Origin of the sequence: Pseudomonas proteolytica, assembly GCF_007858275.1 — a bacterium.
Classification (GTDB): domain Bacteria; phylum Pseudomonadota; class Gammaproteobacteria; order Pseudomonadales; family Pseudomonadaceae; genus Aquipseudomonas; species Aquipseudomonas proteolytica.
On record NZ_VFEV01000003.1, the window covers coordinates 25,555 to 51,817 of the forward strand.

Here is a 26,263-nt window from a genome sequence, read left to right on the forward strand (position 1 = left end):
CAAAAAAATGCCCCGCACCTGGCGGGGCATTTTCATGGGCGGGGCTTACAGGCCGTCGAGCATGGCCTTGTTACGCACCGCACCCTTGTCGGCACTGGTGGCCAGCAGGGCGTAGGCTTTCAGCGCGGTGGTGACTTTGCGCGGACGCTTCTCCACCGGTTTCCAGCCTTTCTTGTCCTGTTCAACCCGGCGTGCGGCCAGTTCTTCATCGCTGATCAACAGGTTGATCGAGCGGTTCGGAATGTCGATCAGCACCTTGTCGCCGTCCTGTACCAGGCCAATCGCGCCGCCGGCGGCAGCTTCTGGCGAAGCGTGGCCGATGGACAGGCCGGACGTACCGCCAGAGAAGCGACCATCGGTCAGCAGTGCGCAGGCTTTGCCCAGGCCCTTGGACTTGAGGTACGACGTCGGGTAGAGCATTTCCTGCATACCCGGTCCGCCTTTGGGGCCTTCGTAGCGGATGATCACGATGTCGCCTTCTTTCACCTCGTCGGCAAGGATGCCGCGCACCGAGCTGTCCTGGCTTTCGTAGATCTTGGCGCGACCTTCGAACACATGGATCGACTCGTCCACGCCGGCGGTTTTGACCACGCAGCCGTCGAGGGCGATGTTGCCGTACAGCACGGCCAGGCCGCCTTCTTGCGAGTAGGCGTGCTCGACGCTACGGATGCAGCCGTTTTCACGGTCGTCGTCCAGGGTGTCCCAACGGGTCGACTGGCTGAATGCCGTCTGGGTGGGGATCCCGGCAGGGCCGGCCTTGAAGAAGGTGTGCACGGCTTCGTCGTCAGTCTGGGTGATGTCCCACTTGGCGATGCCTTCGGCCAGGGACTTGCTGTGCACGGTCGGCAGGTCGGTGTGCAGCAGGCCGCCACGGGCCAGGGAACCCAAGATCGAGAAGATCCCGCCGGCACGGTGCACGTCTTCCATGTGGTACTTCTGGATGTTCGGCGCGACTTTGCACAATTGCGGCACGTTGCGGGACAGGCGGTCGATGTCGCGCAGGTCGAAATCGATCTCGGCTTCCTGGGCGGCGGCCAGCAAGTGCAGGATGGTGTTGGTGGAACCGCCCATGGCGATATCCAGGGTCATGGCGTTTTCGAACGCCTTGAAGTTGGCGATATTGCGCGGCAATACCGACTCATCGTTCTCGGTGTAGTAACGCTTGCACAGCTCGACGATGGTGCGGCCCGCCTGCAGGAACAACTGCTCGCGGTCGCTGTGGGTCGCCAGCGTCGAACCGTTGCCCGGCAACGCCAGGCCCAGGGCTTCCACCAGGCAGTTCATCGAGTTGGCGGTGAACATGCCGGAGCACGAACCGCAGGTTGGGCAAGCGCTGCGCTCGTATTCCGCGACCTTCTCGTCAGAAGCGCTGGAATCGGCGGCGATGACCATGGCGTCCACCAGGTCCAGGCCGTGGGAGGCGAGCTTGGTCTTGCCGGCTTCCATCGGGCCGCCGGAGACGAAGATCACCGGGATGTTCAGGCGCAGGGAGGCCATCAGCATGCCGGGGGTGATCTTGTCGCAGTTGGAGATACACACGATGGCGTCGGCGCAGTGGGCGTTGACCATGTACTCCACGGAGTCAGCGATGATCTCGCGGCTCGGCAGGGAATACAGCATGCCGTCATGGCCCATGGCAATGCCGTCGTCCACGGCAATGGTGTTGAATTCCTTGGCCACGCCGCCAGCGCGTTCGATCTCACGGGCGACCAGTTGGCCCAGGTCCTTGAGGTGGACATGGCCCGGTACGAACTGGGTGAACGAGTTGGCAATCGCGATGATCGGCTTCTTGAAGTCGTCATCTTTCATCCCCGTGGCACGCCACAGAGCGCGCGCGCCGGCCATGTTGCGGCCGTGGGTGGATGTTTTCGAGCGGTAATCTGGCATGGAGCACTCCGGGCGGCTAATCAGGAATCAAAGGGGAGTGAGCTTCTATTGACGTCTGGAACACTCAGAAATGGCCGTGTGTCCGGAAGTTGCCACTCGCGTCGCGGGATCGCCGCTTGCTTGGGCCTCGAGCTCATAAACCCGCCGGGGGATGACTGGCGATGAATAGGCCCGATTCTACACCGTCTTCCTGTAGGAGCGAGCTTGCTCGCGAAAAACCCATAGGCGACGCGGGTTGCCTGGGGGCGCTGCGTTATCGTTGGCGTTCTTCGCGAGCAAGAACTAGGCGTCCCCCTCGCTCCTACAGGGGAAAGCGTTAGCGCCCGACCCGTAAATTCGTCAACCAGCCCCAGAGGCTGAACACGATGAAGCTGACTGCAATGGTCAGCAGCATATGCGTTCCGGTTTGTGCCAAGGCCGCACTGCTTATGGCGGCCGTGAGGAACATGATGCTGTTCCCGGCCGATGCAGCGGTGCCCGCGCTGCTCGAGAACAACAGCATCGCTGCGGAAATCGCAGCGGGCCGAACCAGGGTGACGGCCAGGGCGCTGATCAACATGGGGATGAGCAAGGTCACGGTGGTGATGGCTTCCAGGCTGACGACCAGCGTTAGCAGCGCGCCCGCGACGAGCAGCAAGCCGAGGCCGATGTTGATTTGCCGGGACAGCGCCATGCGCTTTTGCAGGTACGAAGCCGCCACGCCGCCGAGCAGGTAGGCTACGCCGTACACCATCAGTACCAGCGCGTACTGGTATTCGGACAGTTTCAACGCATCCATGAAAATCAGCGGTGTCACGCTGATCAAGGCGAAATAGCAGGCAAACACCAGGGCGGCGATCCACCAGTAGCGCAGGAAGTCGCGATTGGCGGCGACCGCTTTGAGCGTGCCCAGGATCGAGACGGGCGCGCGGTGCGTGCTGTTAGCCTTGGGCGGCAGGATGCAAAACGCATGGATCAACATGCCCAATGCCATTAGCGCAAACCCATAAAAGCTCCCTTGCCAGTCGAAGGTGGTTTGCAGCCAGGAGCCGATCAGCGGTGACAGCGCTACAAACGAGCCGCTCAGGGTCATGTAATACAGGCGTACGCGGGCGCGGTCTTGTTCGTCGAACAAATCTTCCACCAGCGCGTGGCCCAGCACGAAAAATCCACAGCCCATGGCCTGCACACTGCGAAACAGCAGGAAGCTCAGGTAATCCGGCGCCATTGCGCAACCGATGGCACCGAGGATCGACAGGCTGATACAGCCGATCAGCACTTCCTTGCGCCCCCATTTATCCGACAGCGGGCCGGCCACCAGTTGGGAAATCGCAAAGACCAGCGTGAACAGGCTGATGGACAGCGCGACGTCGGCGGTGGGCGTATCGAAATGGGCGGACAGCGCGGGGAAGGAGGGCAAAAGGATATTGATCGGGAAGAAGCTGATCAGAGAGATGCAGGTGATGAGGATGAAGCGCGAGAGGGTGGGCCCAGACATTGTTTTTGTTTTCCGGAGTAGAACCAGAAACCGATACTAGTCTGCGAAAAGTGGAATTCAATCAAAACCGTTGGCGGAAGTTTCCTGGGCTCGTGTGGGTTGCGACGGTAGGAAAAATCTTTCTGATACAGCACAAAAAAATGTGGGAGCTGGCTTGCCTGCGATAGCGGTGTAACAGATTAAAAATCTGTAACTGATACACCGCTATCGCGGGCAAGCCCGCTCCCACATTTGATCTGTGTTACTTAGCTATTGGGCAACAACCGGCACGTAATGCTCTTGATGTAGCGGGTCTCGACAATCGCCGGGTGCACCGGGTGGTCCGGGCCCTGGCCGCCGCGTTCCAGCATCTGGATATTGCGGTCCAGGTGGCGGGCGCTGGTCAGCAGGATGTTTTGCAGGTCGTCTTCCGGCAGGTGCATGGAGCACGAGGCGCTGACCAGGATGCCGTCCTTGCTGAGCAGGCGCATGGCTTGCTCGTTCAAGCGGCGGTAGGCGCCTTCGCCGTTTTTCATGTCTTTTTTGCGTTTGATGAAGGCCGGTGGGTCGGCGACGATCACGTCGAAGCGTTCTTCGCTGGCTTTCAGTTCTTTCAACGCTTCAAACACGTCGCCTTCGATGCAGGTCATTTTCTCCGCGACGCCGTTGAGCGCGGCGTTGCGCTCGACGCCGTCGAGGGCGAAGGCCGAGGCGTCGACGCAGAACACTTCACTGGCGCCGAACGTTGCAGCTTGCACGCCCCAGCCGCCGATGTAGCTGTACAGGTCGAGGACGCGTTTGCCTTTGGCATACGGCGCCAGGCGTGCGCGGTTCATGCGGTGGTCGTAGAACCAGCCGGTCTTCTGGCCCTGGATCACCGGAGCTTCGAATTTCACGCCGTTTTCTTCCAGCGCAACCCACTCCGGCACCAGGCCGAACACGGTTTCGACGTAGCGGTTGAGGCCTTCGGCATCGCGCGCGGCGGAGTCGTTCTTGAACAGGATGCCGCTGGGCTTGAGCACTTGGGTCAGTGCGGCGATCACGTCTTCTTTATGGGCTTCCATGGTCGCCGAGGCGATCTGTACCACCAGGATGTCGCCGAAACGGTCGACTACCAGGCCTGGCAGCAGGTCGGAATCGCCGTAGACCAGGCGGTAGAACGGCTTGTCGAACAGGCGGTCGCGCAGGGACAGGGCGACGTTGAGGCGGTGCACCAGCAGCGACTTGTCCAAAGGCAACTTGATGTCACGCGACAGCAGGCGCGCGCAGATCAGGTTGTTCGGGCTCATGGCCACGATGCCCAGGGTCTTGCCGCCGGCGGCTTCGAGGATGGCCTGGTCGCCTGCCTGGAAGCCGTGGAGTGGGGTGGCGGCCACATCGATTTCGTTGCTGTAGACCCACAGGTGGCCGTTGCGCAAACGACGATCGGCGTTGGCTTTGAGACGCAGGCTTGGCAGGGACATGACGTCGCTCCGGAAAAAAGAGCGGGAGTATACCGTGTTGTGTCGTTGTTGGCCGCGCCGCCGGACATGTGGGAGCTGGCTTGCCTGCGATCCAGGCGACTCGGTCTGTCTGTCGCACCGCAGCGATGCCATCGCAGGCAAGCCAGCTCCCACATTTTGCTCCGGTTTCCAATCCGGCTTTTGAGGTGTCGGTCAGGTTCCCATCGGGGTTAGAATCGCCCCCTAGCCCAGAGTATGTACCTATGTCCCAAGAGCTTTCCGCCGAACAGATCCAACAGGCCCTGCAAGGCATCAGCGTGCCGCCCCAACCGCAGATCATGGTGGATTTGCAGATGGAGCAATATATGCCCGACCCGGACCTGGAGGTGATTGCGCGGTTGATCTCCCAGGACCCCGGCCTGTCCGGCTCGCTGCTGAAAATCGTCAACTCGCCGTATTACGGCCTGAGCAACAAAATTGCCTCGATCCAGCGCGCGGTCAACCTGCTGGGCAGCCGCTCCATCGTCAACCTGATCAACGCCCAGTCGATCAAGGGCGAGATGAGCGACGACACCATCGTCACCCTCAACCGGTTCTGGGACACGGCCCAGGATGTGGCGATGACCTGCCTGACCCTGGCCAAGCGCACCGGCTCCCAGGCGGTGGACGAAGCGTACGCCCTGGGGCTGTTCCACGATTGTGGCGTGCCGCTGATGCTCAAGCGGTTCCCGGACTACATGAGCGTGCTGGAAGATTCCTACGCCAAGGCCGGGCCTGATTGCCGGGTGGTCGACACCGAGAACCGCGCGTTCCATACCAACCATGCGGTGGTGGGTTATTACACCGCCAAGTCCTGGCGCCTGCCGGAACATGTGACCAACGCCATCGCCAACCACCACAACGCCCTGGCGATTTTCAGCGATGAGTCGGCGCGCAACAGCCCGCTGAAAAACCTGCTGGCGATCCTGAAAATGGCCGAGCATATCTGCGCGTCCTATCGGGTGCTGGGCAACCAGACGGTGGACCATGAGTGGGAGAGCATCGGCCATCTGGTCCTGGATTACGTGGGCCTGTCGGACTACGACTTCGAAAGCATGAAGTTGTCGATCCGCGAACTGGGCGCGCACTAACCTTTCTATCGCGAGACGAATATGCCTGAGCTGCCAGAAGTCGAAACCACCCGGCGCGGGATTGCGCCGCACCTGGAAGGCCAGCGGGTCAGCCGCGTGGTGGTGCGTGAACGGCGCCTGCGTTGGCCGATCCCCGAAGACCTGGATGTGCGCCTGTCCGGGCAGCGTATCGTGCTGGTGGAGCGGCGGGCCAAGTACCTGCTGATCAACGCCGAAGTCGGCACCTTGATCAGCCACTTGGGCATGTCGGGCAATCTGCGCCTGGTGGAAGTCGGTCTGCCGGCGGCCAAGCATGAGCATGTGGATATCGAGCTGGAGTCGGGCCTGGCCCTGCGTTACACCGACCCCCGGCGTTTTGGCGCGATGCTCTGGAGCCAGGACCCGCATAACCACGAACTCCTGCTGCGCCTGGGGCCGGAGCCGTTGACCGACCTGTTTGATGGCGAGCGCCTGTTCCAGCTGTCCCGCGGGCGCTCCATGGCGGTCAAACCGTTCATCATGGACAACGCGGTGGTGGTGGGCGTGGGCAATATCTACGCGACCGAGGCGCTGTTTGCCGCCGGGATTGATCCGCGCCGGGAAGCCAAGGGCATTTCCCGTGGGCGTTACCTGAAGCTGGCGATCGAGATCAAACGCATCCTCGCGGCCGCCATCGAGCGTGGCGGTACGACCTTGCGTGATTTTATTGGCGGCGACGGGCAGCCGGGGTATTTCCAGCAGGAGCTGTTTGTCTACGGGCGTGGGGGCGAGGCGTGCAAGGTGTGCGGCAGTGAGTTGCGCAATGTGATGCTGGGGCAGCGGGCGAGTGTGTTTTGCCCTAAGTGCCAGAGCTGAAGACAGCAGGCGCTGCGGCTTGCCTCATCGCGGGGCCCGCTCCCACATTTTGACTTGTGGACACCTTCAAATGTGGGAGCTGGCTTGCCTGCGATGAGGCCCGCCCAGCCGCCACAAGGTTTCAGGCCTTACCGGTAATCAACCGGTACTTCGCCATCAACTGCTCTTCCGTTTCCGGCCGGGCTTCATCCAGCGGAATGCAATCGACCGGGCACACTTGCTGGCACTGGGGTTCGTCGTAGTGGCCGACACACTGGGTGCACAGGTTGGGGTCGATCACGTAGATCTCTTCACCCTGGGAAATGGCAGCGTTCGGGCACTCGGGTTCGCAGACGTCGCAGTTGATGCAATCGTCGGTGATGATCAGGGACATGGAAACTCCTGCCAGGGCACTCTGCCAAGGCATCTGGAAAACTAATGCGCGCAATTGTGCCGCATTGGCGCCCGCAGTGCGAGCGGGCGCCGGTTGAGCGGTCTTACTTCTTGAAGCGCAGAGTCAGCGCATCCGCCACCGCAGGGTGTACGAACTTGGTGATATCACCGCCCAACGCCGCAATCTCTCGGACCAACGTCGAGGAAATGAACGAATAACGCTCTGACGGCGTGAGAAACAGGCTCTCTACGTCCGGCGCCAGTTGGCGGTTCATGTTGGCCAGCTGGAATTCATATTCGAAATCCGACACCGCGCGCAGGCCGCGCAGGAATACATTGGCGTTCTGTTCCTTGGCGAAGTGCGCCAGCAGTGTCGAAAAGCCCACTACTTCAACGTTCGGCAGGTGCTTGGTGACCTCGCGGGCCAGCTCCACACGCTGTTCCAGAGGAAACAGTGGGTTTTTCTTGGGGCTGGCAGCGACCGCGATGATCACATGGTCGAACAAGCGCGAGGCGCGTTCGACCAGATCGCCATGGCCTTTGGTAATCGGGTCGAAGGTACCTGGGTACAACACTCGGTTCATCGCGTCGTCCTGGCGGAGTCCGTTGGGGAACCGGATGGTATCGCAGCCATCCCGGTCGGCCAAGTCAACTTATTCAGAAGAAAGCACTATAGACACCGCGAATACCCCTATGAACCCCCTGTAGGAGCGAGCTTGCTCGCGAAGAACCCATAGGCACCGCGGGCTATCTGATAGCGCTGCGTTATCGTTGACGTTCTTCGCGAGCAAGCTCGCTCCTACACGGGCGCATAATCGGTTTTTCATGCTGTTTTCAGACGCTCGGCCAGTGCTGTCGCCAGTTGTGCGGTCAGGCCATACACCGACAATTGTGGGTTGGCGCCGATACTGGTGGGGAACAATGAACCATCGTGGATCGACAGGTTACGCAACTGGTGATGCCTTCCAAGGCTATCGGCGACCGCATTTTTTGGCTCTTCACCCATGGCACAACCGCCCATCACATGGGCGCTGCCCAGGCAGGTGCGATGCAGTTCCAGGTTCAGGCCGTCGATCAGGCTGCGTGCCTCGGCCAGTGTGCTGACGTAGCGCGCGTCATGGTGCAGCGGCTTGACCGACTTGGCGCCGGCGGCAAACTGGATCTCGGCCATGCTATGGAAGGCCCGGCGCAGGCCGTCCCAGGCGTAGGGCGAGACCTCATAGTCGAGTACCGGCGTGCCATCGCCGCGCAGGCCGACGCTGCCGCCCTGGCTGTCGGGGTGGAAGCCATCCCGCAGCAGCGCCAGCATCGCATGGGTCTTGGGCAACTGGCTCATGTCCAGGGCGTTCTGCGTGCCGTAACCGCCGAACAATGTGCTGGCCAGGGCCGGGTGTAAGGGCGGTGCTTCGAGCTTGTAGGACATTTTGCCGGTGGTGCCGTCCTGCCATTGAAAGTGATCAGAGTAAATCGACTGCGGCGCGCCGTAGAACGGGTTGATCACCTCGTCGAACAACCCCGCGGAAAAATTCACCAGGTGCAGAAAGGTGCGCTTGCCCAGGCGCGAGTGTGGGTCGGGTGCGTCCGAGCGCATCAGCAGCGCCGGGCTGTTGATGCCGCCGCCGGCCAGTACGTAATGCTTGGCTTTGACCGTGATCTTGCGGCCGGTGGGCGCTACGCAGCGCGCGTCCATGGCCACGCATTCGAGGCTGGTGATGGTGTCGCCGCTGAACTTCAGGCGTTCGGCGCGGGCCAGGTACAGCAGCTCGCCGCCTCGCTCCAGGGTCGAAGGAATGGTGGTCACCAGCATCGATTGCTTGGCGTTGACCGGGCAGCCCATGCCGCAATAGCCCAGGTTGAAACAGCCGCGCACGTTGCGTGGGATCACGTGCCAGCTGTAACCGAGCTTTTCGCAGCCTTTGCGGATCACGTCATTGTTGGCGTTGGGCGGCAGGGCCCAGGGGGCGATGCCCAGGCGTTGCTCCATCTTTTCAAACCATGGCGCCATCTCGGCGCTGCTATGGCCTTTGACTGCGTATTCACTGGCCCAGTGGGACAGAGTTGGGTCCGGCGTACGAAAACTCGAAGTCCAGTTGATCAACGTGGTGCCGCCCACGGCGCGGCCCTGCAGGATGGTGATGGCGCCGTCCTTGCTCATGCGGCCGATGCCTTCCTGATACAGGCTGGCGTAGGCCTCGTCTTCCAGTAGCTTGAAATCGCTGCTGGTCTTGAGCGGGCCTTCTTCGATCAGCAGCACCTTGTAGCCAGCGGCGCTGAGAATCTCTGCAGTGGTGCCACCCCCTGCGCCGCTGCCGATGATCGCGACATCGGCTTCCAGCGTCAGGTCCTGGTCGAGGGCAGCGCCATTATGGGTTTTCCAGCCGCGGGCCATGCCATCGCGGAACACATCAGGTACGGGCATCAGCTTATTCTCTTGTTTTTATCAGCGGTCATGACGTGTAGGAGCTATCACGGTCAGATTTGCGGCGGGCCGGGGTACCCGCAATGGGCCCAGGACTCGGGCCGGAAGTACCAGGCCATGATTACCAGCTTGAGCAGCGAGCCCTGGCCCATGCGCAGCAGGTTGAGGAAGCTGTTCTCCCAGCGATGCAGGAAGTTGCGGATCTGCTCGCTGCTGGCGTTTTCCCAACTGCCCCAGATGCCGGTCAGCGGGCCACGGGTGACGGCCATGCCCAGTACGTCGAACAACTGCTGGGTCAGCTTGAACATCTCCGGCGACAGGTGCTGCAGGCTGTAATCGAGTTTTTTCAGGGTGTCTTCGATACCCGCCGCCACGACCTCGGCGCTGGCCGCGCCCTCTAGCAACACTGGGATCACCGCGCGCAAAAACGGCAGGTCGCTGTGGCGCAGCATGATAAAGCCGCTGGCGGGAGTGCTGCTGGAGCAGCCACTGAGGCTGGCACCAAGGCCTGCAGTCGCCAGGAAGGCGCTGGCGCACAGGCCGATTTTCAAGACGCCGCGCCGCGACAGCGCGGGTGATTCAGTCAGGCTAGGGTTCATTTTTATTGTTGTCCCAGTGATAACGGTTTTAGCGCACGAACAGCTTCTGGATCAGTTTCTGGATGGCTTTGCCATACGGTGGATAAATCAGCTTGGCCGCATTCAGGCGCTGTTTGATCAGCACACCCTTGGCCTTGCTGAAGGTGAGGAACCCTTCATGGCCATGGTAGTGGCCCATGCCCGAGGGGCCGATGCCGCCAAAAGGCATATCGTCCTGGGCCACATGCAGCAGGGTGTCGTTCAGGCACACGCCGCCGGAATGGGTTTCGTGGAGTACGCGATTCTGTTCGGCCTTGTTGTAGCCGAAGTAATACAGCGCCAGGGGGCGAGGGCGCTGGTTGATGTAGGCGAAGGCCTGGTCGATCCCGCGATAGGGCACGATGGGCAGCACCGGGCCGAAAATCTCGTCCTGCATCACGGTCATTTCATCGCTGACGTTCAGCAGCAGGCTATGGGCCATGCGCCGGGCCTGGCCCTGGTCATAGAGCGGAACCAGGGTCGCGCCCTTGTCGGTGGCGTCCTTGACGTAGGCATTGAGCCGGGCGAGTTGTCGCTCGTTGATGATGGCGGTGTAGTCCGGGTTATCAGCCAGGGTCGGATAAAACCCGCGTACCGCCTGGGTGTAGGCCGCGACGAAGCCATCCACCCGGTCCTCGGGGACCAGCACATAGTCCGGCGCCACACAGGTTTGCCCGGCATTCAGCGCCTTGCCGAAGGCGATCCGTTCGGCGGCATCCTTGAGCGGCACATCGGCCGAGACAATCGCCGGGGATTTACCGCCCAGTTCCAGGGTGACCGGGGTCAGGTGCTCGGCGGCGGCGCGCATGACGTGCTTGCCGATGCTGGTGGCGCCGGTGAACAGCAGGTGATCAAAAGGCAGTTTGGAAAACGCCATGCCCACTTCGGCTTCGCCGAGCACCACGCACACCAGGTCTTCGGGGAAGATTTGCGCCAGCAGGTTCTTGAGCAACTGGCCAGTGGCCGGGGTGGATTCGCTTAGCTTGAGCATCACCCGGTTACCTGCCGCCAACGCACCGACCAGCGGGCCGATGGCCAGGTACAGCGGGTAGTTCCAGGGCACGATCACCCCGATGACCCCCAGGGGTTGATAGATCACTTTGGCAGATGCCGGTTGGAAGGCTATACCTACAGCGCGGCGCGACGGTTTCATCCAGCCCTTGAGGTGTTTGCTGGCGTAGTGGATGCCATGCAGGCTGGGCATCAGCTCGGCGAACAGGGTTTCGTCGGCACTGCGATGGCTGAAATCGTTGCTGATGGCCTCGATCAGCGCCTGGCGCTCATCGCTGAGCAGGTCGCGCAAGGCCTTGAGCCACTGCTGGCGCTGCGCCGCTGGTGGCATCGGGTTGGCTGCGTACGCGCGGCGCTGGGCAGCGAACAGGTCCTGGAGTTGGTCCAGCGCCTGGGAATCTTGCAGGTAAGCAACGTTGGCAGACATGACGCAGTTCCCGATTGTTATTGGAATACCTGCGTTTTTAGAGTCATTACTCTATTTTGTCAAATGCCTTCGCTGCAACATGCAGTTTTATCCTGGCAAGGATAGACCGTAAGATGTTTGTATCAGGATTCAAGAAGCCGATCCCCTATGGCACCACGAGTAAAGACCAGCGAACGCATTGTGCAAACCAGCCTGGAGCTGTTCAACCAGCAGGGCGAGCGCAGCATCAGCACCAACCATATTGCCGCCCATATGGAAATATCCCCGGGCAACCTGTACTACCACTTCCCGAACAAGCAGGCGATTATCGCGGTGCTGTTTCGCGAGTATGAAGCTCTGGTGGACAGCTTCCTGCGCCCGCCCCAGGGGCGCGCCATGGTGGTCGAGGACAAGCGCTTCTACCTGCAGGCGGTGCTGGCGGGCATGTGGCGCTATCGTTTTCTGCACCGCGATCTTGAGCATCTGCTGGAAAGCGACCCGGAACTGGCCACCGGCTACCGGCGTTTCTCCCAGCGTTGCCTGATCCAGGGTGGCGCGATTTACCGGGGGTTTGTCGAGGCAGGGATCCTGAACATGGACCCGGTGCAGACCGAAGCCTTGACCCTCAACGCCTGGATTATCCTCACCTCCTGGGTGCGTTTTTTGTGCACCACCAACGAGAACTCCGCACACCTGAGTGCCGAGGCAATCAAGCGCGGGGTGTACCAGGTGTTGGTGCTGGAGGCAGGGTTTATCACGCCCCAGGCCAAAGAGGCCGTGGACGCGTTGTTCAAGGAGTTTTATGTGCCGTTGAGTCAGGCACTGGAAGAAGTGAAGTAGGCCCTTTCCCGAACATATTTCCAGGAGTCCGTTATGCCGCTTGCGCAACTGATCAGCCCGCAACAACTGGCCGAACGCCAGAAGCACGCAGGCCTCGTCATCCTCGATTGCCGCTTTGCCCTGGAAGACCCGGACTACGGGCGTTGCAGCTATGCCGAGGGGCATATCGAGGGCGCGCAGTATGCGGACCTGGAGCGCCACCTCAGCGGGCCGGTGACCAAGGGCGTGACTGGTCGCCATCCGCTACCGGCGCCCCAGGCGCTGGTCCAGCAGTTGCAGGCCTGGGGCATCAATGCTGACAGCGAGATTGTGCTGTATGACGACGGCCCTGGCGCGTATGCCGCCCGTGCCTGGTGGCTGCTGGCGTGGCTGGGCAAGCGCGACGGCGTGTCGATCCTCGATGGTGGGCTGAAAGCCTGGCATGCCGCGGGTTTCCCCTTGAGCCTGGATGCGCCGAGCACCGAGCCTGGCACCTTCACCGGCAGCCCGGACAACCATTTGCTGCTGGATGTCGAACACCTGCAAAAACGCCTGGGCCAGCCGGGCCTGACCCTGATCGACGCCCGCGCCTTGCCGCGCTTTCGCGGCGAGGTGGAGCCGATTGATCCGATTGCCGGGCACATTCCCGGGGCGCAATGTGCAGCGTTCAACGAGAACCTGGGCAGTGATGGGCGTTTCTTGCCGGTGGAGCAGCTCAAGCAGCGGTTTGCCGACAAACTGCAAGGTCGTTCGCCGGATGAATTGGTGGCGTATTGCGGCTCGGGCGTGACGGCGTGCCACAACCTGTTTGCCCTGAGCCTGGCGGGGTATCCGTTGGGCAAGTTGTATGCGGGGTCGTGGAGTGAGTGGATCAATGATCCGCAGCGCGAAATTGCTACCGGCGATTAAGTGGGTAATCCCCGATCAAATGTAGGAGCAGGCTTGCCCGCGAATGCGGTGTGCCAGCCACCGAATTTATTAGCTGAAACGCCGCATTCGCGAGCAAGCTCGCTCCCACATGATTAACCGTGTTTTACCCGTAACCATTGCGGGATCCGCCGCTCCAGGTAGTACCCAGGCGTCTTCAGCGAGCCGTCGACAAACCCCACATGCCCGCCCTTGGCCTGCAGTTCAAACTCGGTGCAGTCCGACAGTTCGCTGGCCTGGGGCAAGCTGTGGGCAAACACAAAAGGATCATCTGCCGCGTGGATGATCAGCGTCGGCGTGCGGATTGCCCCGAGGAAGTAACGACTCGACGCCCGTCGGTAATAGTCCTCGGCACTCAAGTAACCATGCAGCGGTGCGGTGACGCGGCCGTCAAAATCCCAGAACGTGCGCATTTTCTCCAGCGAGCCGAGCTGCGCCAGGGTCTTCAATGCTTCTTCGCGTCCGTCCGCCAGGAACTGGCGCTGCTTGACCCGGATATAGCCGAGCATCTCGCGCATGAAATGCTTTTGATAAACCCGTGAAAACCCCAGGCCTATGCGGTCGGCGCACTGGTCCAGGCGAAACGGCACCGATACCGCCACAGCACCCTGCAGGCCGGAGTTGTCACCGGTTTCGCCCAGGTGCTTGAGCAACACATTGCCACCCAGGGAGTAACCCACGGCATACAGTGGCGCCAACGGTCGCTTGGCCCGCAGGTGCGCAATAGCGGCCGCCAGGTCTTCACTGGCGCCTGAATGGTAACTGCGGGCCAGCAGGTTGGGTTCGCCGGAACAACCGCGCCAGTTCAGGGCGACGCTGGCCCAGCCTTGGCTGGCCAAGGCTTTTTGCAGGCCGGCGACGTAGGGCGAGTTGGACGAGCCTGTCAGGCCATGCAGTGCCAGCACCAGTGGTGCGTGCGGGTCATGGGGGCCATGCCAGTCGAGGTCGAGGAAGTCACCATCCTCCAACCACAGGCGCTCGCGCTGGCGATCGAGGTGGGTGGTGGGGCGCCAGAGTGGGCCCCACAACGTTTGCAGGTGGGGGTTACCGAGGCCGAAAGCGGGAGTGAAGCGGTCTGAAGGTTTCGGCACGATGAGGGGTCTCGACACAACTCTTAAGGGGGGTGTGGCCAGTGGGTTGTGGCGAGGGGGCTTGTCCCCCGTTGGGCTGCGCAGCAGCCCCAAAAACCTGCTATCTCGGTACACCTGAAAAAAGCAGTGGTCCTATTAAGCGGTCTGCAGCGTACGTTGCCACAGTGCGTAATACACCCGCCCGGACTTTTGCTCACGGTGCAGGCGCCAGTTGCCGGGCAGGCCCAGGGTCGACGGCGCGGTCTCGCTTTCGGTGTAGACCCAGGCGTCATCGGCCAGCCATTGGCGCTCTTCCAGCAGCGCGCAGACGGTTGGCAACAGGTTCTGGTTGAACGGCGGGTCGAGGAACACCACATCGAATGCACTGGCCGGCTGGGTTTCCAGGTAGCGCAGGGCATCGGCGGTCTGTACATGGCCGGTGGTGCAACGCAGTGTGCCCAGGTGCTCGCGCAGGCTGGAAACCGCCACGTTGCTCGCGTCCAGGGCCTGGCCCAGGGCGGCGCCACGGGACAGGGACTCGAGGAACAACGCGCCACTGCCAGCAAACGGGTCAAGTACCTTGGCCCCCTCGATGTACGGCGCGAGCCAATTGAACAAGGTCTCGCGGACCCGATCCGGGGTGGGGCGCAGGCCCACCACATCGGGGAAACTCAGCTTGCGGCTGCGCCATTGGCCGCCAATGATGCGCAGTTGGCCCACACCGTTATGAACGTTATGGACAGGTTTTTTAGGGCGCGATGGACTGGCCATTAATGCTCCGGAACCCCGAGCGGCTGCTCGGCAGGTTTATCAGTGGGGGGCGGTAGTGGCTTTTGCGCGGTGGTGGGACCAGCGGTCACGATCACCATTTTATCGCTGCTCAAGTGTTTGTTCATGGCGGCCTTGACCTGATCGACGGTCAGGGCCTGGGATTGCTGCATGAAATCTTCCAGGTAATTGAGCGGCAGGTTGTAGAACCCCATGGCGCCCAGTTGCCCGACGATATCGGCGTTGCTCGCGGTGGACAGCGGGAAGCTGCCGGCCAGTTCGCGCTTGGCGTCATCCAGTTCTTTTTGCGTCGGCCCGGTCTTGAGGTAGTCGGCCAGCACTTGCTCCACCAGGCGCAAGGTGCCGCCGCTCATTTCGGCGCGGGTCTGCAAGTTGATCATGAAGGGGCCACGCACCTGCATCGGCGAGAAGCCCGAGTACACGCCATAAGTCAGGCCGCGCTTCTCACGCACTTCGCTCATCAGGCGGGTGCCAAAACCACCACCCCCCAGGATCTGGTTGCCCAGGGACAGGGCGGCGTAGTCCGGGTCGGCGCGGTTGATGCCCAGTTGTGCGAACAGCAGATGCGTCTGCTTGGATGGAAACTCGATATGCCCCAGGCCGGCCTTGGGTTCGGTTGGCTCGGCGATCTTCGCCAGCGCCGGGCCCTTGGGCAGGGATGCGGAGACTTTGGCCGCCATGGCCTCGGCGTCTGCGCGGGACAGGTCGCCGACCATCGCGATCACCGCGTTGCCGGCGGCGTAGGCCTTGGCATGGAATGCCTTCAGCTGTGCCTGGGTAATGGCCGGAACGCTTGCAGGGGTACCTTCGCTCGGGTGCGCATAGGGGTGGTCGCCGTACAGACGCTTGAACAGCTCGATACTCGCCAGCTTGCCCGGGTTCTGTTTCTGGTACTCGAAGCCGGCCAGCAGTTGGTTCTTGATCCGCGCCAGGGAGTCGGCGGGGAAGGTCGGCTGGCCGATCACCTGGTCAAACAGCGTGAGGGCGGCGTCGCGTTTGTCGGCGGCACTGAGGCTGCGCAGCGAGACCAGCGCCATGTCACGGTAGGCACCGTTGCTGAAATCGGCGCCCAGGCCTTCAAAACCGGCGGCAATCTGCCCCACATCCTTGCCCGGCACGCCTTCGTTGAGCATGGCGTTGGTCAGCAGGGCCAGGCCCGGCGTGTTGCCGTCCTGGCTGCTGCCGGCGGCGAACAGGATGCGCATGTCGAACATCGGCAGTTCGTGGGCCTCGACGAACAGCACCTTGGCGCCTTCGGCGGTATTCCAGGTCTGCACGTTGAGCTTGCGGTTGGTCGGGTTCTTGCCATCCAGCTCTGCCAGGGATTGCAGGGTCTTGCTGGATTTGGCCTGTTCCAGCGCCGGGCTGGCCACGGAGTCGTCCGGGCGGCCGATATACACCGCGACCGCCGCCACCAGGGTCACGACGATCAGGCCGGGCAGCACCAGGCGGTTGTTTTTGCGATCACTCATGGGTGGTCTCCTCGGGCAGGACATGGGCGATACTCAGGCGTTCGCGGGTGAAATACGTGCGCGCGGCCTTCTGGATGTCCTCGGGTGTCACGCTTTGCAGCTCGGCAAGCTCGGTGTCCATCAGCTTCCACGACAGGCCGACCGTTTCCAGGGAACCAATGGCCGTGGCCTGGCTGGTGATGGAGTCGCGCTCGTAGACCACGCCGGCAATGACCTGGGCGCGGATGCGTTCCAGCTCCTCGGCGGTCGGTGGCTTGGCCTTGAGTTCGTCCAGCAGGCGCCAGAGCCCGGCTTCGGCCTGGGCCACGGTTTTCTTCTTCTGCTGGTTGGGCGTGGCGCTCAAGGTGAACAGGCTGTCGCCACGGGTATAGGCGTCGTAGTTGGTCGAGGCCGCGGACACCAGTTCTTCACCGCGTTCCAGCTGGCTCGGGATGCGCGCGCTGTAGCCGCCATCGAGCAGCGCCGAGATCAGGCGCAGGGCGTTGACCGAGCGTTTGTCTTCGGCGGTGGCCAGGCCCGGGACGTTGAAGCCCAGGATGACGCTCGGCAATTGGGTCTGCACATGCAGGGTCAGTTGGCGCTCGCCCGGCTCGGCCAGCTCCAGGGGCTTTTTCGCTGGTGGCACGTCGCGCTTGGGGATCGGGCCGAAGTAACGCTGGGCCAGGGTTTTCACCTCATCCGGGGTCACGTCGCCCACCACGACCAGGGTCGCGTTGTTCGGCACGTACCAGGATTGGTACCAGTGGCGCAGTTCCTCGACCTTCATGCGGTCCAGGTCGGCCATCCAGCCGATGGTCGGCGTGTGGTAGCCGCTGGCCGGGTAGGCCATCGCCTTGAAGCGTTCAAAGGCCTTGGACAGCGGGTTGTCATCGGTGCGCAGGCGGCGCTCTTCCTTGATGACTTCGATCTCGCGGCTGAATTCGTCGGCCGGCAGGCGCAGGGTGGCCATGCGGTCGGCCTCCAGTTCCAGGGCAACGCCCAGGCGGTCGCGGGCCAGCACTTGGTAGTAGGCGGTGTAGTCGTCGCTGGTGAAGGCGTTTTCTTCGGCGCCCAGGTCGCGCAGGATCAACGAGGCTTCGCCGGGGCCGGTCTTGGAACTGCCCTTGAACATCATATGTTCCAGGGCGTGGGACAAGCCGGTCTGGCCAGGGGTTTCATAGCTGGAGCCGACCTTGTACCAGACCTGCGAGACCACCACCGGGGCGCGATGGTCTTCGCGCACGACGACCTTGAGGCCGTTGTCCAGGGTGAATTCATGGGTGGGTTGTGGGTCGGCAGCCAAGGCTGAAAGGGGCAGACAAACTGTGCTGAGCAGCAGGCCTGCGGCGCGGCGGGCTAGAGCATTCATTCGTTTTTAAACCTGTTGGGCTGCCCGCTTGGTCTTAGCGTCGGCGGGCGAGGAGGTGCTAGGATACTGATCCGTATTAGCGGCGGCCACTGCGGCTGTCATATCGTTTCGGATCCAGTCGTCGTAAAGATGGAGTTATCGGTGGGTTTCCCCGGTTTTAATCCGCTTTTCGCCGATTTTATCGCTTCAGTCCTATATTGAATCGATTTGTTGAGGCTGTATTCACGCCTCACAAAATGCTGCGCATGAACAAGCTGGCTAAAAAACAGTCTGTTGCGCATCGAATATTATTTACCGAGGCGCCACCTAGGCGCGTCGCTACCGTGAGATAGCCGTCCTCCATGTTTGGTTCCAACGACGACAAGAAGAGCCCAGCTGCGGCTGGCGAGAAAAAAGGCCTGTTCGGATGGCTGCGCAAAAAGCCGCAGGAAACCGTCGTCGAACAGCCGCAAGTCCAACCTGAGCCTGTGCCCGAGCCTGTTCTGCAGGCGGAACCTGCGATTGAGCCGGTGGCCGAGCCTGTCGTCGAGGCCCCGGTGGTGTTGCCTATGGCCGAGCCGGTGTTGCAACCGGTGGTGGAGGCTGCGCCAGAGCCAGAGCCAGAGCCAGAGCACAAGCCATGGCCGTCATTGCCGGTGGCTGAAGAGCCCGTTGCGTTGGTGGAGGATGTGCAGGCCGAACATGCAGCGCCGCCGATTCCTGCCATTGTCGAGCCTGTCGAGCCGCTACCCGTCGTCGTTGAGCCAGCCCCGCTCGTAGTCGAGCCAGCTCCGCTGGTGATCGATGCTGCTCCCGCAGTCATCGAGGCTGTCGCAGTGCCTGTGCCTGCCGAGGCGCCTGCCGAAGCCAGCAAGACCGGCTTCTTCGCCCGCCTCAAGCAAGGCCTGAGCAAAACCAGCGCCAGCATCGGCGAAGGCATGGCGAGCCTGTTCCTCGGCAAGAAAATCATCGATGACGAGCTGCTCGAAGACATCGAGACCCGCCTGCTGACTGCTGACGTGGGCGTCGAAGCCACCGCCGTGATCATCCAGAGCCTGACCCAGAAGGTGGCGCGCAAGCAGCTCACTGACGCCGACGCGCTTTACAAGTCATTGCAGGCCGAACTGGCCGCCATGCTCAAGCCGGTGGAAGCGCCGCTGGTGATCACCGAGAAGAAACCCTTCGTGATCCTGGTGGTAGGCGTCAACGGCGCCGGCAAGACCACTACCATCGGCAAGCTGGCGAAGAAGCTGCAACTGGAAGGCAAGAAAGTCATGCTCGCCGCCGGTGACACCTTCCGCGCCGCTGCGGTGGAGCAATTGCAGGTGTGGGGCGAACGCAACAAGATCCCGGTCATCGCCCAGCACACCGGCGCCGACTCCGCTTCGGTGATCTTCGATGCCGTGCAAGCCGCCAAGGCCCGGAACATCGATGTACTGATCGCCGATACCGCCGGTCGCCTGCATACCAAAGACAACCTGATGGAAGAGTTGAAGAAAGTCCGCCGGGTGATGGGCAAGCTCGACGCCGACGCGCCGCACGAGGTGCTGTTGGTGCTGGACGCCGGCACTGGGCAGAACGCGATCAGCCAGGCCAAGCAATTCAACCAGACGGTACAGCTCACTGGCCTGGCATTGACTAAGCTCGATGGCACGGCCAAGGGTGGGGTTATTTTCGCCCTGGCTAAACAATTCGGGTTGCCGATTCGTTATATCGGTGTCGGCGAAGGTATTGATGACCTGCGCACCTTTGAGGCCGAACCCTTTGTCCAGGCACTGTTTGCCGAGCGGGAGCGTTCATGATTCGTTTTGAACAGGTGGGCAAGCGCTACGCCAACGGGCATGTCGGCTTGCATGAGCTGAGTTTCCGGGTGCGCCGTGGCGAGTTCTTGTTTGTCACCGGTCACTCCGGCGCCGGCAAAAGTACCTTGCTGCGCCTGTTGCTGGCCATGGAGCGCCCCACCACCGGCAAACTGCTGCTGGCCGGCCAGGACCTGGCCACCATCAGCAATGCGCAGATCCCGCTCCTGCGTCGGCAGATCGGCGTGGTGTTCCAGAACCACCAGTTGCTGTTCGATCGCACGGTGTTCAACAACATCGCTTTGCCATTGCAGATTCTCGGCCTGTCCAAGGCCGAAATCGTCAAGCGCGTGGATTCGGCCCTGGAGCGCGTGGCGCTGTCGGACAAGACCGATTTGTACCCCGGCGACCTGTCCACCGGCCAGCAACAGCGCGTCGGCATCGCCCGCGCCATTGTCCACCGCCCGGCCTTGCTGCTGGCGGACGAACCCACCGGTAACCTTGACCCGCGCCTGGCCGCAGAGATCATGGGGGTTTTTGAAGACATCAACCGCCTGGGCACCAGCGTGCTGATTGCCAGTCACGACCTGGCATTGATCGCGCGCATGCGCCATCGCATGTTGACCCTGCAGCGCGGCCGCCTGATTGGCGACGGGGAGGCCGGCGTATGAGTGCCACACGCAGCCCTAAAGTCTCCGAGCGCGTCGCGCCGAAAGCGGCCGATCCGCAGCCGCAGAAAAAGAAACGCGACGAAGATGACGGTCCCGATTTCAGCACCCTGCTGCACGCCTGGATCGAAAGCCATCGCGCCAGCCTGGTGGATAGCCTGCGCCGCTTGGGCAAACAGCCGATTGGCAGCTTCTTTACCTGCCTGGTAATGGCTGTGGCGTTGAGCCTGCCGATGGGGTTGTCGTTGCTGCTTAATAATGTCGAGCGCCTTGGCGGCTCCTGGCAGCGTGCGGCGCAGATTTCCCTGTACTTGCAACTGGATGCCAGCGCCACTGAAGGCGAGGCCTTGCGCGAGCAGATCAAGAACCTGCCGGGCGTGGCGGATGCCGAGTACATCAGCCGCGACCAGGCCCTGGAAGAATTCCAGCAGCAATCGGGCCTGGGCGAGGCGCTCAAGGAGCTGCCGCAGAACCCGCTGCCGGGCGTGGTGCTGGTGACGCCAAATGAAATCGACAAGACGGCCCTTGAAGCATTAAGACAAAAATTGGCTGAACTGCCCAAGGTACAACAGGCGCAGCTTGATTTAGTCTGGGTCGAGCGTCTGGCGGCGATTCTCAAGCTGGGCGACCGGTTTGTCTTCGGCCTGACGGTGTTGCTGGTTTCTGCATTACTTTTGGTGATAGGCAATACCATTCGTCTTCATATTGAAAACCGTCGCACCGAGATAGAAGTGATTAAACTGGTCGGCGGCACAGACAGCTATGTGCGTCGTCCTTTTCTGTATATGGGCGCGCTTTATGGCTTCGGTGCCGGGATTCTGTCCTGGGGTGTATTGGCGTTTGGCCTTGATTGGCTGAACGACGCGGTAGTCGGCCTGGCCGGTTTGTATGGCAGTGACTTTGCCTTGGCTGGCGTACCCGCTGCCGATGGTCTATCGCTCTTGCTTGGCGCGGTGTTGTTGGGTTATATCGGTGCATGGATCGCAGTCGCACGCCATCTCAGGGAGCTGGCGCCGAAATAGTGTCTTTTTGCTTGTATTGACCTTTCAGCGTTTATAGGGAACTTGTCCTACGGTTTCCGGTCAATTTTCGCAGTGCTGAACTGCACGAGTTATGTGAGTCGGAGGTTTTTTCGTATGACCACTTCTTTGCAACCTGCTTATGCTCTGGTCCCAGGCGCGAACCTGGAAGCCTATGTGCACACGGTCAACAGCATTCCTTTGCTGACGCCCGAGCAGGAGCGTGAACTGGCCGAGAGTCTCTACTATGAGCAGGATTTGGGGGCGGCTCGGCAGATGGTGCTCGCCCACCTGCGTTTTGTCGTACATATCGCCCGTAGCTATAGCGGCTACGGCCTGGCCCAGGCTGACCTGATCCAGGAAGGCAACGTCGGCCTGATGAAGGCTGTAAAGCGCTTTAACCCGGAAATGGGTGTGCGGTTGGTGTCGTTCGCCGTGCACTGGATCAAGGCGGAAATCCACGAGTTCATCCTGCGCAACTGGCGCATTGTGAAAGTGGCGACCACCAAGGCCCAGCGCAAGCTGTTCTTCAACCTGCGCAGCCAGAAGAAACGCCTGGCGTGGCTGAACAACGAGGAAGTCCACCGTGTGGCTGAAAGCCTCGGTGTGGAGCCTCGGGAAGTGCGCGAGATGGAAAGTCGCCTGACCGGCCATGACATGGCCTTCGACCCGGCCGCTGAAGCGGACGACGACAGCGCCTTCCAATCGCCGGCCAACTACCTGGAAGACCACCGGTACGACCCGGCGCGTCAACTGGAAGATGCCGATTGGAGCGACAACTCCAACCACAACCTGCACGAAGCACTGGAAGTGCTGGACGATCGCAGCCGTGACATCCTCTACCAGCGTTGGCTGGCAGAAGAAAAAGCCACGCTGCACGACCTGGCGCAAAAGTACAACGTGTCGGCCGAGCGGATTCGTCAGCTTGAGAAGAGCGCGATGAACAAGCTGAAACTGTCGATCGCCGCCTAACACGCAGCGAACGGCCAAAAAAATGCCCCGATCGAAAGATCGGGGCATTTTTTTTGTGTCACGCCCCTGTAGGAGCCGGCTTTGTGTGGCGTCAGTTGGACCACGGCGCCTTTCGCGTGGTGTTCAGCTCATTCAAGTAGCCCGTGCCACCCAACTGCCCCATCTGCTGGCGAATCCAAGCCGCCCGCCGCGCCACATACGCGGTTGGGTGGCTGGCACTCCAAGCCCGCGGATTAGGTAGCACTGCGGCCAGATAGCTGGCCTGCTGCCGCGAAAGCCCCTTGGCACTCACCCCGAAATGGTGTCGCGCTGCCGCCTCTGCGCCAAACACCCCCTCATCCCACTCCACGCTGTTCAAGTACACCTCAAGGATCCGTTGCTTGGGCCAGAGAATCTCGATCAATCCGGTAAACCAGGCCTCCAGGCCCTTGCGCAGATAACTGCGGCCTGCCCACAGGAACAGGTTCTTCGACACCTGCTGGCTCAACGTGCTGGCGCCACGCAGCGAGCCGCCGCGCTCGTTATGCAGCAGGGCGGCCTGGATCGCGCCAAAGTCAAAACCCCAATGCTGCGGGAAACGCTGGTCTTCGCCGGCCATGACCGCCAATTTCAGGTCATCGGAGATCTCGTCCCACGGCACCCAACTGCGTTGCAGGTCAATAGGCTCGCCGTCGACCCAGGATTCGATCTTGCGCTCGACCATCAGCGCGGTGAACGGTGGCGGGACGACACGAAACAGCAGCACCAGCAAAACACTGGCGATGACGAACCATTTCACGACTTTGAGAAAACGACTGAAGAGGACACGCAGCATAGAGATGGCTTGGCCGAACCCGTTGAGCGGGCCATTATACAGACCCGGCCCTTTGAGTCTGACTGGAGTTCCTCATGCTGCGTGGCTTTCTGATGTTGGCTGCCTTTTTCGGTTTTACCGGTGTTGCCCTCGGCGCGTTCGCTGCCCATGGCCTGAAAAAAAGCCTGAGTGCTGAATACCTGGCGATTTTCCATACCGGCGTGACTTACCAACTGGTGCATGCCCTGGCGTTGTTTGGCGTGGCCTTGCTGGCGGCGCATATTCCCGGGCGCCTGGTGATGTGGGCGGGGGTGTCGTTCAGCATCGGTATCCTGTTGTTCTCCGGTAGCCTGTATCTGTTGACTACCGTCGGCATCGGCAAACTGGGGATCATCACCCCGTTTGGCGGCCTGGCATTCCTGATTGGCTGGCTGTGCCTGGGGCTCGCCGCCTGGCGCCTGCAACTGACCGCCTGACGCTTGTAGCTGACCTTCAGGTCACGATCAGGCTAGAATGCTGGCCCCTAAAAACGATGGCGGCCCGTGGCATGCGCATTCAATTGAACGGCGAATCCTATGAACTGCCCGACGGTGAAACCGTCGCGGCCCTGCTGACCCGTCTGGAACTGACCGGGCGTCGCGTCGCAGTGGAGCTCAACCAGGATATCGTGCCGCGTAGCCAGCACACCGAAACCGCCCTTGCCGAAGGCGACCAGGTCGAAGTGGTCCACGCCATCGGCGGCGGCTAGCCCTGGGGCAACTACCCGAATTCTGCAGAACCTCACCCCAACTCGAGGATTTCCCATGAGCATCGTTCGTAGCGACAAGCCCTTCGTCCTGGCCGGTCGTACCTACCAGTCGCGTTTGCTGGTAGGCACCGGTAAATACCGCGACATGGAAGAAACCCGCCTGGCTATCGAAGCCTCGGGCGCCGAGATCGTGACGGTGGCGGTGCGCCGCACCAACATCGGCCAGAACCCGGGCGAACCGAACTTGCTGGATATCCTGCCGCCGGATCGCTACACCATCCTGCCCAACACCGCCGGTTGCTACGACGCCATCGAAGCCGTGCGCACTTGCCGCCTGGCCCGTGAGCTGCTCGACGGCCACAATCTGGTGAAGCTGGAGGTGCTGGCTGATCAGAAAACCCTGTTCCCCAACGTGATCGAAACCCTCAAGGCCGCTGAAACCCTGGTCAAGGAAGGTTTTGACGTGATGGTCTACACCAGCGATGACCCGATCATCGCGCGCCAACTGGCCGAAATCGGCTGCATCGCGGTTATGCCGCTGGCCGGCCTGATCGGTACTGGCCTGGGGATCTGCAACCCATACAACCTGCAGATCATCCTCGAAGAAGCGAAGATCCCGGTACTGGTGGATGCCGGCGTCGGTACCGCGTCCGACGCCACTATCGCCATGGAGCTGGGCTGCGAGGCGGTGCTGATGAACTCCGCTATCGCCAACGCGCAACAGCCGATCATGATGGCCGAAGCCATGAAACACGCGATTGTCGCCGGCCGCCTGGCGTACCTCGCCGGGCGTATGCCGAAAAAACTTTACGCCAGCGCCTCCTCGCCGCTGGATGGTCTGATCAAGTAAGAGCCATTGATGACTGAATCAAACGAAACGCCGAACCCCGTGGAAGAAGGCGACGAGTCCAAGCACCGCCGCATCAAAAGCTTTGTGATGCGTGCCGGGCGCATGACCGAAGGCCAGCAAAAGGGCCTGGACCAGGGCACGCCGTTGTTCGTCCTGCCCCTGGCCGATGCGCCGGTGGACTTCGACCAGGTGTTTGGCCGTTCGGCCCCGCGCTCCCTGGAAATCGGCTTCGGCATGGGCCATTCCCTGCTGGAAATGGCCGCAGCGTCGCCCGAGCAAGATTTTATCGGCGTGGAAGTCCACCGTCCGGGCGTAGGTGCATTGCTTAACGGCGTGCTGACCCAGGGCCTGAAAAACCTGCGTGTCTACGACTGCGACGCGATCGAAGTGCTCAACCGCTGCATTGCCGACAACAGCCTCGACCGCCTGATGCTGTTTTTCCCGGATCCATGGCACAAGAGCCGCCACCACAAGCGCCGCATCGTCCAGGCCTCCTTCGCGGAACTGGTACGCAGCAAGCTGAAAGTGGGCGGCATCCTGCACATGGCCACCGACTGGGAACCGTACGCGGAGTACATGCTGGAAGTGATGAACGTCGCCCCTGGCTACCGCAACCTGGCCGAAGACGGTCAATGCGTGCCACGCCCGGCCGAGCGCCCGATCACCAAGTTCGAACGCCGTGGCGAGCGATTGGGGCATGGGGTTTGGGATTTGAAGTTCGAAAAGCTGGCTTGATCAGCTAGAAGACTGAAATGCGATCAACTGTAGGAGCGAGCTTGCTCGCGAAAAACGGACAGGCGACGCGGGCTACCTGATAGCTCGGCGTTATCGTTAACGTTCTTCGCGAGCAAGCTCGCTCCTACAGTTTTGTGGTGTTGGGCTTTTAGTCAGTCCCGGCCGAGTGCCCGATCACCAGCATGGGATTTGAAGTTCGAAAAGCTGGCTTGATCAGCTAGAAGACTGAAATGCGATCAACTGTAGGAGCGAGCTTGCTCGCGAAAAACGGGCAGGCGACACGGGCTACCTGATAGCTCGGCGTTATCGTTGACGTTCTTCGCGAGCAAGCTCGCTCCTACAGTTTTTTGGTGGTGGGCTTTTGGTCAGCGGCGGTCGGCAACCACGCCAATCAACACCAGCACCACCAGCAACACCGGCGCCAAACTGTAGTTATTGAACTGGCTCAACCCCCGCACAATCCACGGCGTGGCGTAGATCAGCGCGGCACCGCTGCCGATCATGCACAGCAGGGCCATCAACGGTACGCGCAAGGCGCCGGCGATGTTGCCCAGGCGCGCTTCGACCCAGCCCTTGATGTCGGCACCGAACAGCACCAGCAAGCAGCCGACAAGCGCCAGGGATATTTCTGACAGGTTACTGCGGCTCCAGCGGGATACGGTGGCAAGCAGGTCGAGTACCAGATCCATGGGATTTCCTTA

26 protein-coding genes are annotated in these 26,263 nt (G+C 61.4%); 12 read left to right on the forward strand and 14 right to left on the reverse strand.

Features of this window, described 5'->3' with window-relative positions; translation table 11 throughout:
* Positions 1 to 45: 45 nt before the first annotated feature.
* The 3 genes from ilvD to FIV38_RS02945 form a co-directional block, all read right to left on the reverse strand.
* The gene (ilvD, locus tag FIV38_RS02935; RefSeq protein WP_029300604.1) at positions 46 to 1,887 is read right to left on the reverse strand and encodes a dihydroxy-acid dehydratase; all 1,842 of its coding nucleotides are present in this window, start codon (positions 1,885 to 1,887) and stop codon (positions 46 to 48) included.
* A 316-nt stretch (positions 1,888 to 2,203) separates the two neighbouring features.
* Positions 2,204 to 3,364 carry an MFS transporter gene (locus FIV38_RS02940; RefSeq protein WP_092231157.1) on the reverse strand — a complete coding sequence of 387 codons (1,161 nt, stop codon included), beginning with the start codon at positions 3,362 to 3,364 and terminating at the stop codon, positions 2,204 to 2,206.
* Between the two features lie 245 nt (positions 3,365 to 3,609).
* Positions 3,610 to 4,806 carry a class I SAM-dependent rRNA methyltransferase gene (locus FIV38_RS02945; RefSeq protein ID WP_032858839.1) on the reverse strand — a complete coding sequence of 399 codons (1,197 nt, stop codon included), beginning with the start codon at positions 4,804 to 4,806 and terminating at the stop codon, positions 3,610 to 3,612.
* A gap of 296 nt (positions 4,807 to 5,102) precedes the next feature.
* On the opposite strand from FIV38_RS02945, the gene FIV38_RS02955 reads away from it, so the two are divergent.
* Together FIV38_RS02955 and mutM are read left to right on the forward strand one after the other, a co-directional pair.
* The gene (locus FIV38_RS02955) at positions 5,103 to 5,915 is read left to right on the forward strand and encodes an HDOD domain-containing protein (protein ID WP_169851357.1); all 813 of its coding nucleotides are present in this window, start codon (positions 5,103 to 5,105) and stop codon (positions 5,913 to 5,915) included.
* Positions 5,916 to 5,936: 21 nt separating this feature from the next.
* Positions 5,937 to 6,749 (forward strand): bifunctional DNA-formamidopyrimidine glycosylase/DNA-(apurinic or apyrimidinic site) lyase, encoded by an 813-nt coding sequence (mutM, locus tag FIV38_RS02960; RefSeq protein ID WP_057440389.1) that lies wholly within the window; start codon positions 5,937 to 5,939, stop codon positions 6,747 to 6,749.
* 121 nt (positions 6,750 to 6,870) lie between these two features.
* On the opposite strand, the gene FIV38_RS02965 is transcribed toward mutM, so the two are convergent.
* The 5 genes from FIV38_RS02965 to FIV38_RS02985 all read right to left on the reverse strand — a co-directional run bounded on the left by FIV38_RS02965 (position 6,871) and on the right by FIV38_RS02985 (position 11,595).
* Positions 6,871 to 7,122 (reverse strand): YfhL family 4Fe-4S dicluster ferredoxin, encoded by a 252-nt coding sequence (locus FIV38_RS02965; protein ID WP_092231154.1) that lies wholly within the window; start codon positions 7,120 to 7,122, stop codon positions 6,871 to 6,873.
* Positions 7,123 to 7,225: 103 nt separating this feature from the next.
* Positions 7,226 to 7,705: a pantetheine-phosphate adenylyltransferase gene (gene coaD, locus FIV38_RS02970; protein ID WP_003176711.1), complete on the reverse strand. Its 480-nt coding sequence runs from the start codon at positions 7,703 to 7,705 to the stop codon at positions 7,226 to 7,228.
* A gap of 239 nt (positions 7,706 to 7,944) precedes the next feature.
* Positions 7,945 to 9,540: a GMC family oxidoreductase gene (locus FIV38_RS02975; RefSeq protein WP_092231152.1), complete on the reverse strand. Its 1,596-nt coding sequence runs from the start codon at positions 9,538 to 9,540 to the stop codon at positions 7,945 to 7,947.
* A 53-nt stretch (positions 9,541 to 9,593) separates the two neighbouring features.
* Positions 9,594 to 10,139, reverse strand: a complete 546-nt coding sequence (locus tag FIV38_RS02980; RefSeq protein ID WP_092231149.1) for a twin-arginine translocation pathway signal protein — start codon at positions 10,137 to 10,139, stop codon at positions 9,594 to 9,596.
* A 28-nt stretch (positions 10,140 to 10,167) separates the two neighbouring features.
* The gene (locus tag FIV38_RS02985) at positions 10,168 to 11,595 is read right to left on the reverse strand and encodes a coniferyl aldehyde dehydrogenase (RefSeq protein ID WP_029300620.1); all 1,428 of its coding nucleotides are present in this window, start codon (positions 11,593 to 11,595) and stop codon (positions 10,168 to 10,170) included.
* Between the two features lie 147 nt (positions 11,596 to 11,742).
* On the opposite strand from FIV38_RS02985, the gene FIV38_RS02990 reads away from it, so the two are divergent.
* Both FIV38_RS02990 and FIV38_RS02995 read left to right on the forward strand, forming a co-directional pair.
* Positions 11,743 to 12,414: a TetR/AcrR family transcriptional regulator gene (locus FIV38_RS02990; protein ID WP_029300622.1), complete on the forward strand. Its 672-nt coding sequence runs from the start codon at positions 11,743 to 11,745 to the stop codon at positions 12,412 to 12,414.
* A gap of 33 nt (positions 12,415 to 12,447) precedes the next feature.
* Entirely contained in the window at positions 12,448 to 13,302 is an 855-nt protein-coding gene (locus FIV38_RS02995) for a sulfurtransferase (RefSeq protein ID WP_070993982.1), read from the forward strand.
* Positions 13,303 to 13,415: 113 nt separating this feature from the next.
* On the opposite strand, the gene FIV38_RS03000 is transcribed toward FIV38_RS02995, so the two are convergent.
* From FIV38_RS03000 to FIV38_RS03015, 4 genes are all read right to left on the reverse strand, one after another.
* Positions 13,416 to 14,414, reverse strand: a complete 999-nt coding sequence (locus tag FIV38_RS03000) for a hydrolase (RefSeq protein WP_413469501.1) — start codon at positions 14,412 to 14,414, stop codon at positions 13,416 to 13,418.
* A 132-nt stretch (positions 14,415 to 14,546) separates the two neighbouring features.
* Positions 14,547 to 15,161, reverse strand: coding sequence for a 16S rRNA (guanine(966)-N(2))-methyltransferase RsmD (gene rsmD, locus FIV38_RS03005; protein WP_070993981.1), 615 nt, complete (start codon positions 15,159 to 15,161; stop codon positions 14,547 to 14,549).
* Complete coding sequence (locus FIV38_RS03010) at positions 15,161 to 16,651, reverse strand: M16 family metallopeptidase (protein ID WP_092231143.1); 1,491 nt, start codon at positions 16,649 to 16,651, stop codon at positions 15,161 to 15,163. Before FIV38_RS03010 ends, rsmD begins: the two co-directional genes overlap by 1 nt.
* Positions 16,644 to 17,999 carry a M16 family metallopeptidase gene (locus FIV38_RS03015; RefSeq protein ID WP_029300738.1) on the reverse strand — a complete coding sequence of 452 codons (1,356 nt, stop codon included), beginning with the start codon at positions 17,997 to 17,999 and terminating at the stop codon, positions 16,644 to 16,646. The genes FIV38_RS03010 and FIV38_RS03015 overlap by 8 nt, the downstream gene beginning before the upstream one ends.
* Before the next feature lie 341 nt (positions 18,000 to 18,340).
* Here FIV38_RS03015 and ftsY point away from each other — a divergent pair, with 341 nt between their 5' ends.
* The 4 genes from ftsY (at position 18,341) to rpoH (ending at position 22,436) form a co-directional block, all read left to right on the forward strand.
* Positions 18,341 to 19,780 (forward strand): signal recognition particle-docking protein FtsY, encoded by a 1,440-nt coding sequence (gene ftsY, locus FIV38_RS03020; protein WP_092231141.1) that lies wholly within the window; start codon positions 18,341 to 18,343, stop codon positions 19,778 to 19,780.
* Complete coding sequence (ftsE, locus tag FIV38_RS03025) at positions 19,777 to 20,448, forward strand: cell division ATP-binding protein FtsE (protein WP_092231138.1); 672 nt, start codon at positions 19,777 to 19,779, stop codon at positions 20,446 to 20,448. Before ftsY ends, ftsE begins: the two co-directional genes overlap by 4 nt.
* Entirely contained in the window at positions 20,445 to 21,467 is a 1,023-nt protein-coding gene (gene ftsX / locus FIV38_RS03030) for a permease-like cell division protein FtsX (RefSeq protein ID WP_029300742.1), read from the forward strand. The genes ftsE and ftsX overlap by 4 nt, the downstream gene beginning before the upstream one ends.
* A gap of 114 nt (positions 21,468 to 21,581) precedes the next feature.
* Positions 21,582 to 22,436 (forward strand): RNA polymerase sigma factor RpoH, encoded by an 855-nt coding sequence (rpoH, locus tag FIV38_RS03035; RefSeq protein WP_003176698.1) that lies wholly within the window; start codon positions 21,582 to 21,584, stop codon positions 22,434 to 22,436.
* Positions 22,437 to 22,527: 91 nt separating this feature from the next.
* On the opposite strand, the gene mtgA is transcribed toward rpoH, so the two are convergent.
* Complete coding sequence (gene mtgA, locus FIV38_RS03040; protein ID WP_029300744.1) at positions 22,528 to 23,250, reverse strand: monofunctional biosynthetic peptidoglycan transglycosylase; 723 nt, start codon at positions 23,248 to 23,250, stop codon at positions 22,528 to 22,530.
* A 74-nt stretch (positions 23,251 to 23,324) separates the two neighbouring features.
* On the opposite strand from mtgA, the gene FIV38_RS03045 reads away from it, so the two are divergent.
* From FIV38_RS03045 to trmB, 4 genes are all read left to right on the forward strand, one after another.
* The gene (locus FIV38_RS03045) at positions 23,325 to 23,705 is read left to right on the forward strand and encodes a DUF423 domain-containing protein (RefSeq protein WP_029300746.1); all 381 of its coding nucleotides are present in this window, start codon (positions 23,325 to 23,327) and stop codon (positions 23,703 to 23,705) included.
* Between the two features lie 71 nt (positions 23,706 to 23,776).
* Complete coding sequence (gene thiS / locus FIV38_RS03050; protein ID WP_029300748.1) at positions 23,777 to 23,977, forward strand: sulfur carrier protein ThiS; 201 nt, start codon at positions 23,777 to 23,779, stop codon at positions 23,975 to 23,977.
* Positions 23,978 to 24,032: 55 nt separating this feature from the next.
* Complete coding sequence (locus FIV38_RS03055) at positions 24,033 to 24,827, forward strand: thiazole synthase (protein ID WP_017845016.1); 795 nt, start codon at positions 24,033 to 24,035, stop codon at positions 24,825 to 24,827.
* Positions 24,828 to 24,836: 9 nt separating this feature from the next.
* Entirely contained in the window at positions 24,837 to 25,562 is a 726-nt protein-coding gene (trmB, locus tag FIV38_RS03060) for a tRNA (guanosine(46)-N7)-methyltransferase TrmB (RefSeq protein WP_029300750.1), read from the forward strand.
* A gap of 365 nt (positions 25,563 to 25,927) precedes the next feature.
* Here trmB and FIV38_RS03065 read toward each other — a convergent pair whose 3' ends face one another.
* Positions 25,928 to 26,251, reverse strand: a complete 324-nt coding sequence (locus FIV38_RS03065) for a DUF3392 domain-containing protein (RefSeq protein WP_029300493.1) — start codon at positions 26,249 to 26,251, stop codon at positions 25,928 to 25,930.
* Between the last annotated feature and the right edge of the window lie 12 nt (positions 26,252 to 26,263).

What these genes read in the sequence shown, in the direction of transcription:
- FIV38_RS02965 (WP_092231154.1), bottom strand. Translation starts at nt 7,122, where the DNA reads ATGTCCCTGATCATCACCGACGATTGCATCAACTGCGACGTCTGCGAA.
- trmB (WP_029300750.1), top strand. Translation starts at nt 24,837, where the DNA reads ATGACTGAATCAAACGAAACGCCGAACCCCGTGGAAGAAGGCGACGAG.
- thiS (WP_029300748.1), top strand. Translation starts at nt 23,777, where the DNA reads ATGCGCATTCAATTGAACGGCGAATCCTATGAACTGCCCGACGGTGAA.
- FIV38_RS02985 (WP_029300620.1), bottom strand. Translation starts at nt 11,595, where the DNA reads ATGTCTGCCAACGTTGCTTACCTGCAAGATTCCCAGGCGCTGGACCAA.
- coaD (WP_003176711.1), bottom strand. Translation starts at nt 7,705, where the DNA reads ATGAACCGAGTGTTGTACCCAGGTACCTTCGACCCGATTACCAAAGGC.
- FIV38_RS02980 (WP_092231149.1), bottom strand. Translation starts at nt 10,139, where the DNA reads ATGAACCCTAGCCTGACTGAATCACCCGCGCTGTCGCGGCGCGGCGTC.
- FIV38_RS02990 (WP_029300622.1), top strand. Translation starts at nt 11,743, where the DNA reads ATGGCACCACGAGTAAAGACCAGCGAACGCATTGTGCAAACCAGCCTG.
- FIV38_RS03045 (WP_029300746.1), top strand. Translation starts at nt 23,325, where the DNA reads ATGCTGCGTGGCTTTCTGATGTTGGCTGCCTTTTTCGGTTTTACCGGT.
- FIV38_RS02940 (WP_092231157.1), bottom strand. Translation starts at nt 3,364, where the DNA reads ATGTCTGGGCCCACCCTCTCGCGCTTCATCCTCATCACCTGCATCTCT.
- FIV38_RS03010 (WP_092231143.1), bottom strand. Translation starts at nt 16,651, where the DNA reads ATGAGTGATCGCAAAAACAACCGCCTGGTGCTGCCCGGCCTGATCGTC.
- FIV38_RS02945 (WP_032858839.1), bottom strand. Translation starts at nt 4,806, where the DNA reads ATGTCCCTGCCAAGCCTGCGTCTCAAAGCCAACGCCGATCGTCGTTTG.
- ftsE (WP_092231138.1), top strand. Translation starts at nt 19,777, where the DNA reads ATGATTCGTTTTGAACAGGTGGGCAAGCGCTACGCCAACGGGCATGTC.
- mutM (WP_057440389.1), top strand. Translation starts at nt 5,937, where the DNA reads ATGCCTGAGCTGCCAGAAGTCGAAACCACCCGGCGCGGGATTGCGCCG.
- rsmD (WP_070993981.1), bottom strand. Translation starts at nt 15,161, where the DNA reads ATGGCCAGTCCATCGCGCCCTAAAAAACCTGTCCATAACGTTCATAAC.
- FIV38_RS03015 (WP_029300738.1), bottom strand. Translation starts at nt 17,999, where the DNA reads ATGAATGCTCTAGCCCGCCGCGCCGCAGGCCTGCTGCTCAGCACAGTT.
- rpoH (WP_003176698.1), top strand. Translation starts at nt 21,582, where the DNA reads ATGACCACTTCTTTGCAACCTGCTTATGCTCTGGTCCCAGGCGCGAAC.
- ftsX (WP_029300742.1), top strand. Translation starts at nt 20,445, where the DNA reads ATGAGTGCCACACGCAGCCCTAAAGTCTCCGAGCGCGTCGCGCCGAAA.
- ftsY (WP_092231141.1), top strand. Translation starts at nt 18,341, where the DNA reads ATGTTTGGTTCCAACGACGACAAGAAGAGCCCAGCTGCGGCTGGCGAG.
- FIV38_RS02995 (WP_070993982.1), top strand. Translation starts at nt 12,448, where the DNA reads ATGCCGCTTGCGCAACTGATCAGCCCGCAACAACTGGCCGAACGCCAG.
- mtgA (WP_029300744.1), bottom strand. Translation starts at nt 23,250, where the DNA reads ATGCTGCGTGTCCTCTTCAGTCGTTTTCTCAAAGTCGTGAAATGGTTC.
- FIV38_RS02975 (WP_092231152.1), bottom strand. Translation starts at nt 9,540, where the DNA reads ATGCCCGTACCTGATGTGTTCCGCGATGGCATGGCCCGCGGCTGGAAA.
- FIV38_RS03065 (WP_029300493.1), bottom strand. Translation starts at nt 26,251, where the DNA reads ATGGATCTGGTACTCGACCTGCTTGCCACCGTATCCCGCTGGAGCCGC.
- FIV38_RS03055 (WP_017845016.1), top strand. Translation starts at nt 24,033, where the DNA reads ATGAGCATCGTTCGTAGCGACAAGCCCTTCGTCCTGGCCGGTCGTACC.
- ilvD (WP_029300604.1), bottom strand. Translation starts at nt 1,887, where the DNA reads ATGCCAGATTACCGCTCGAAAACATCCACCCACGGCCGCAACATGGCC.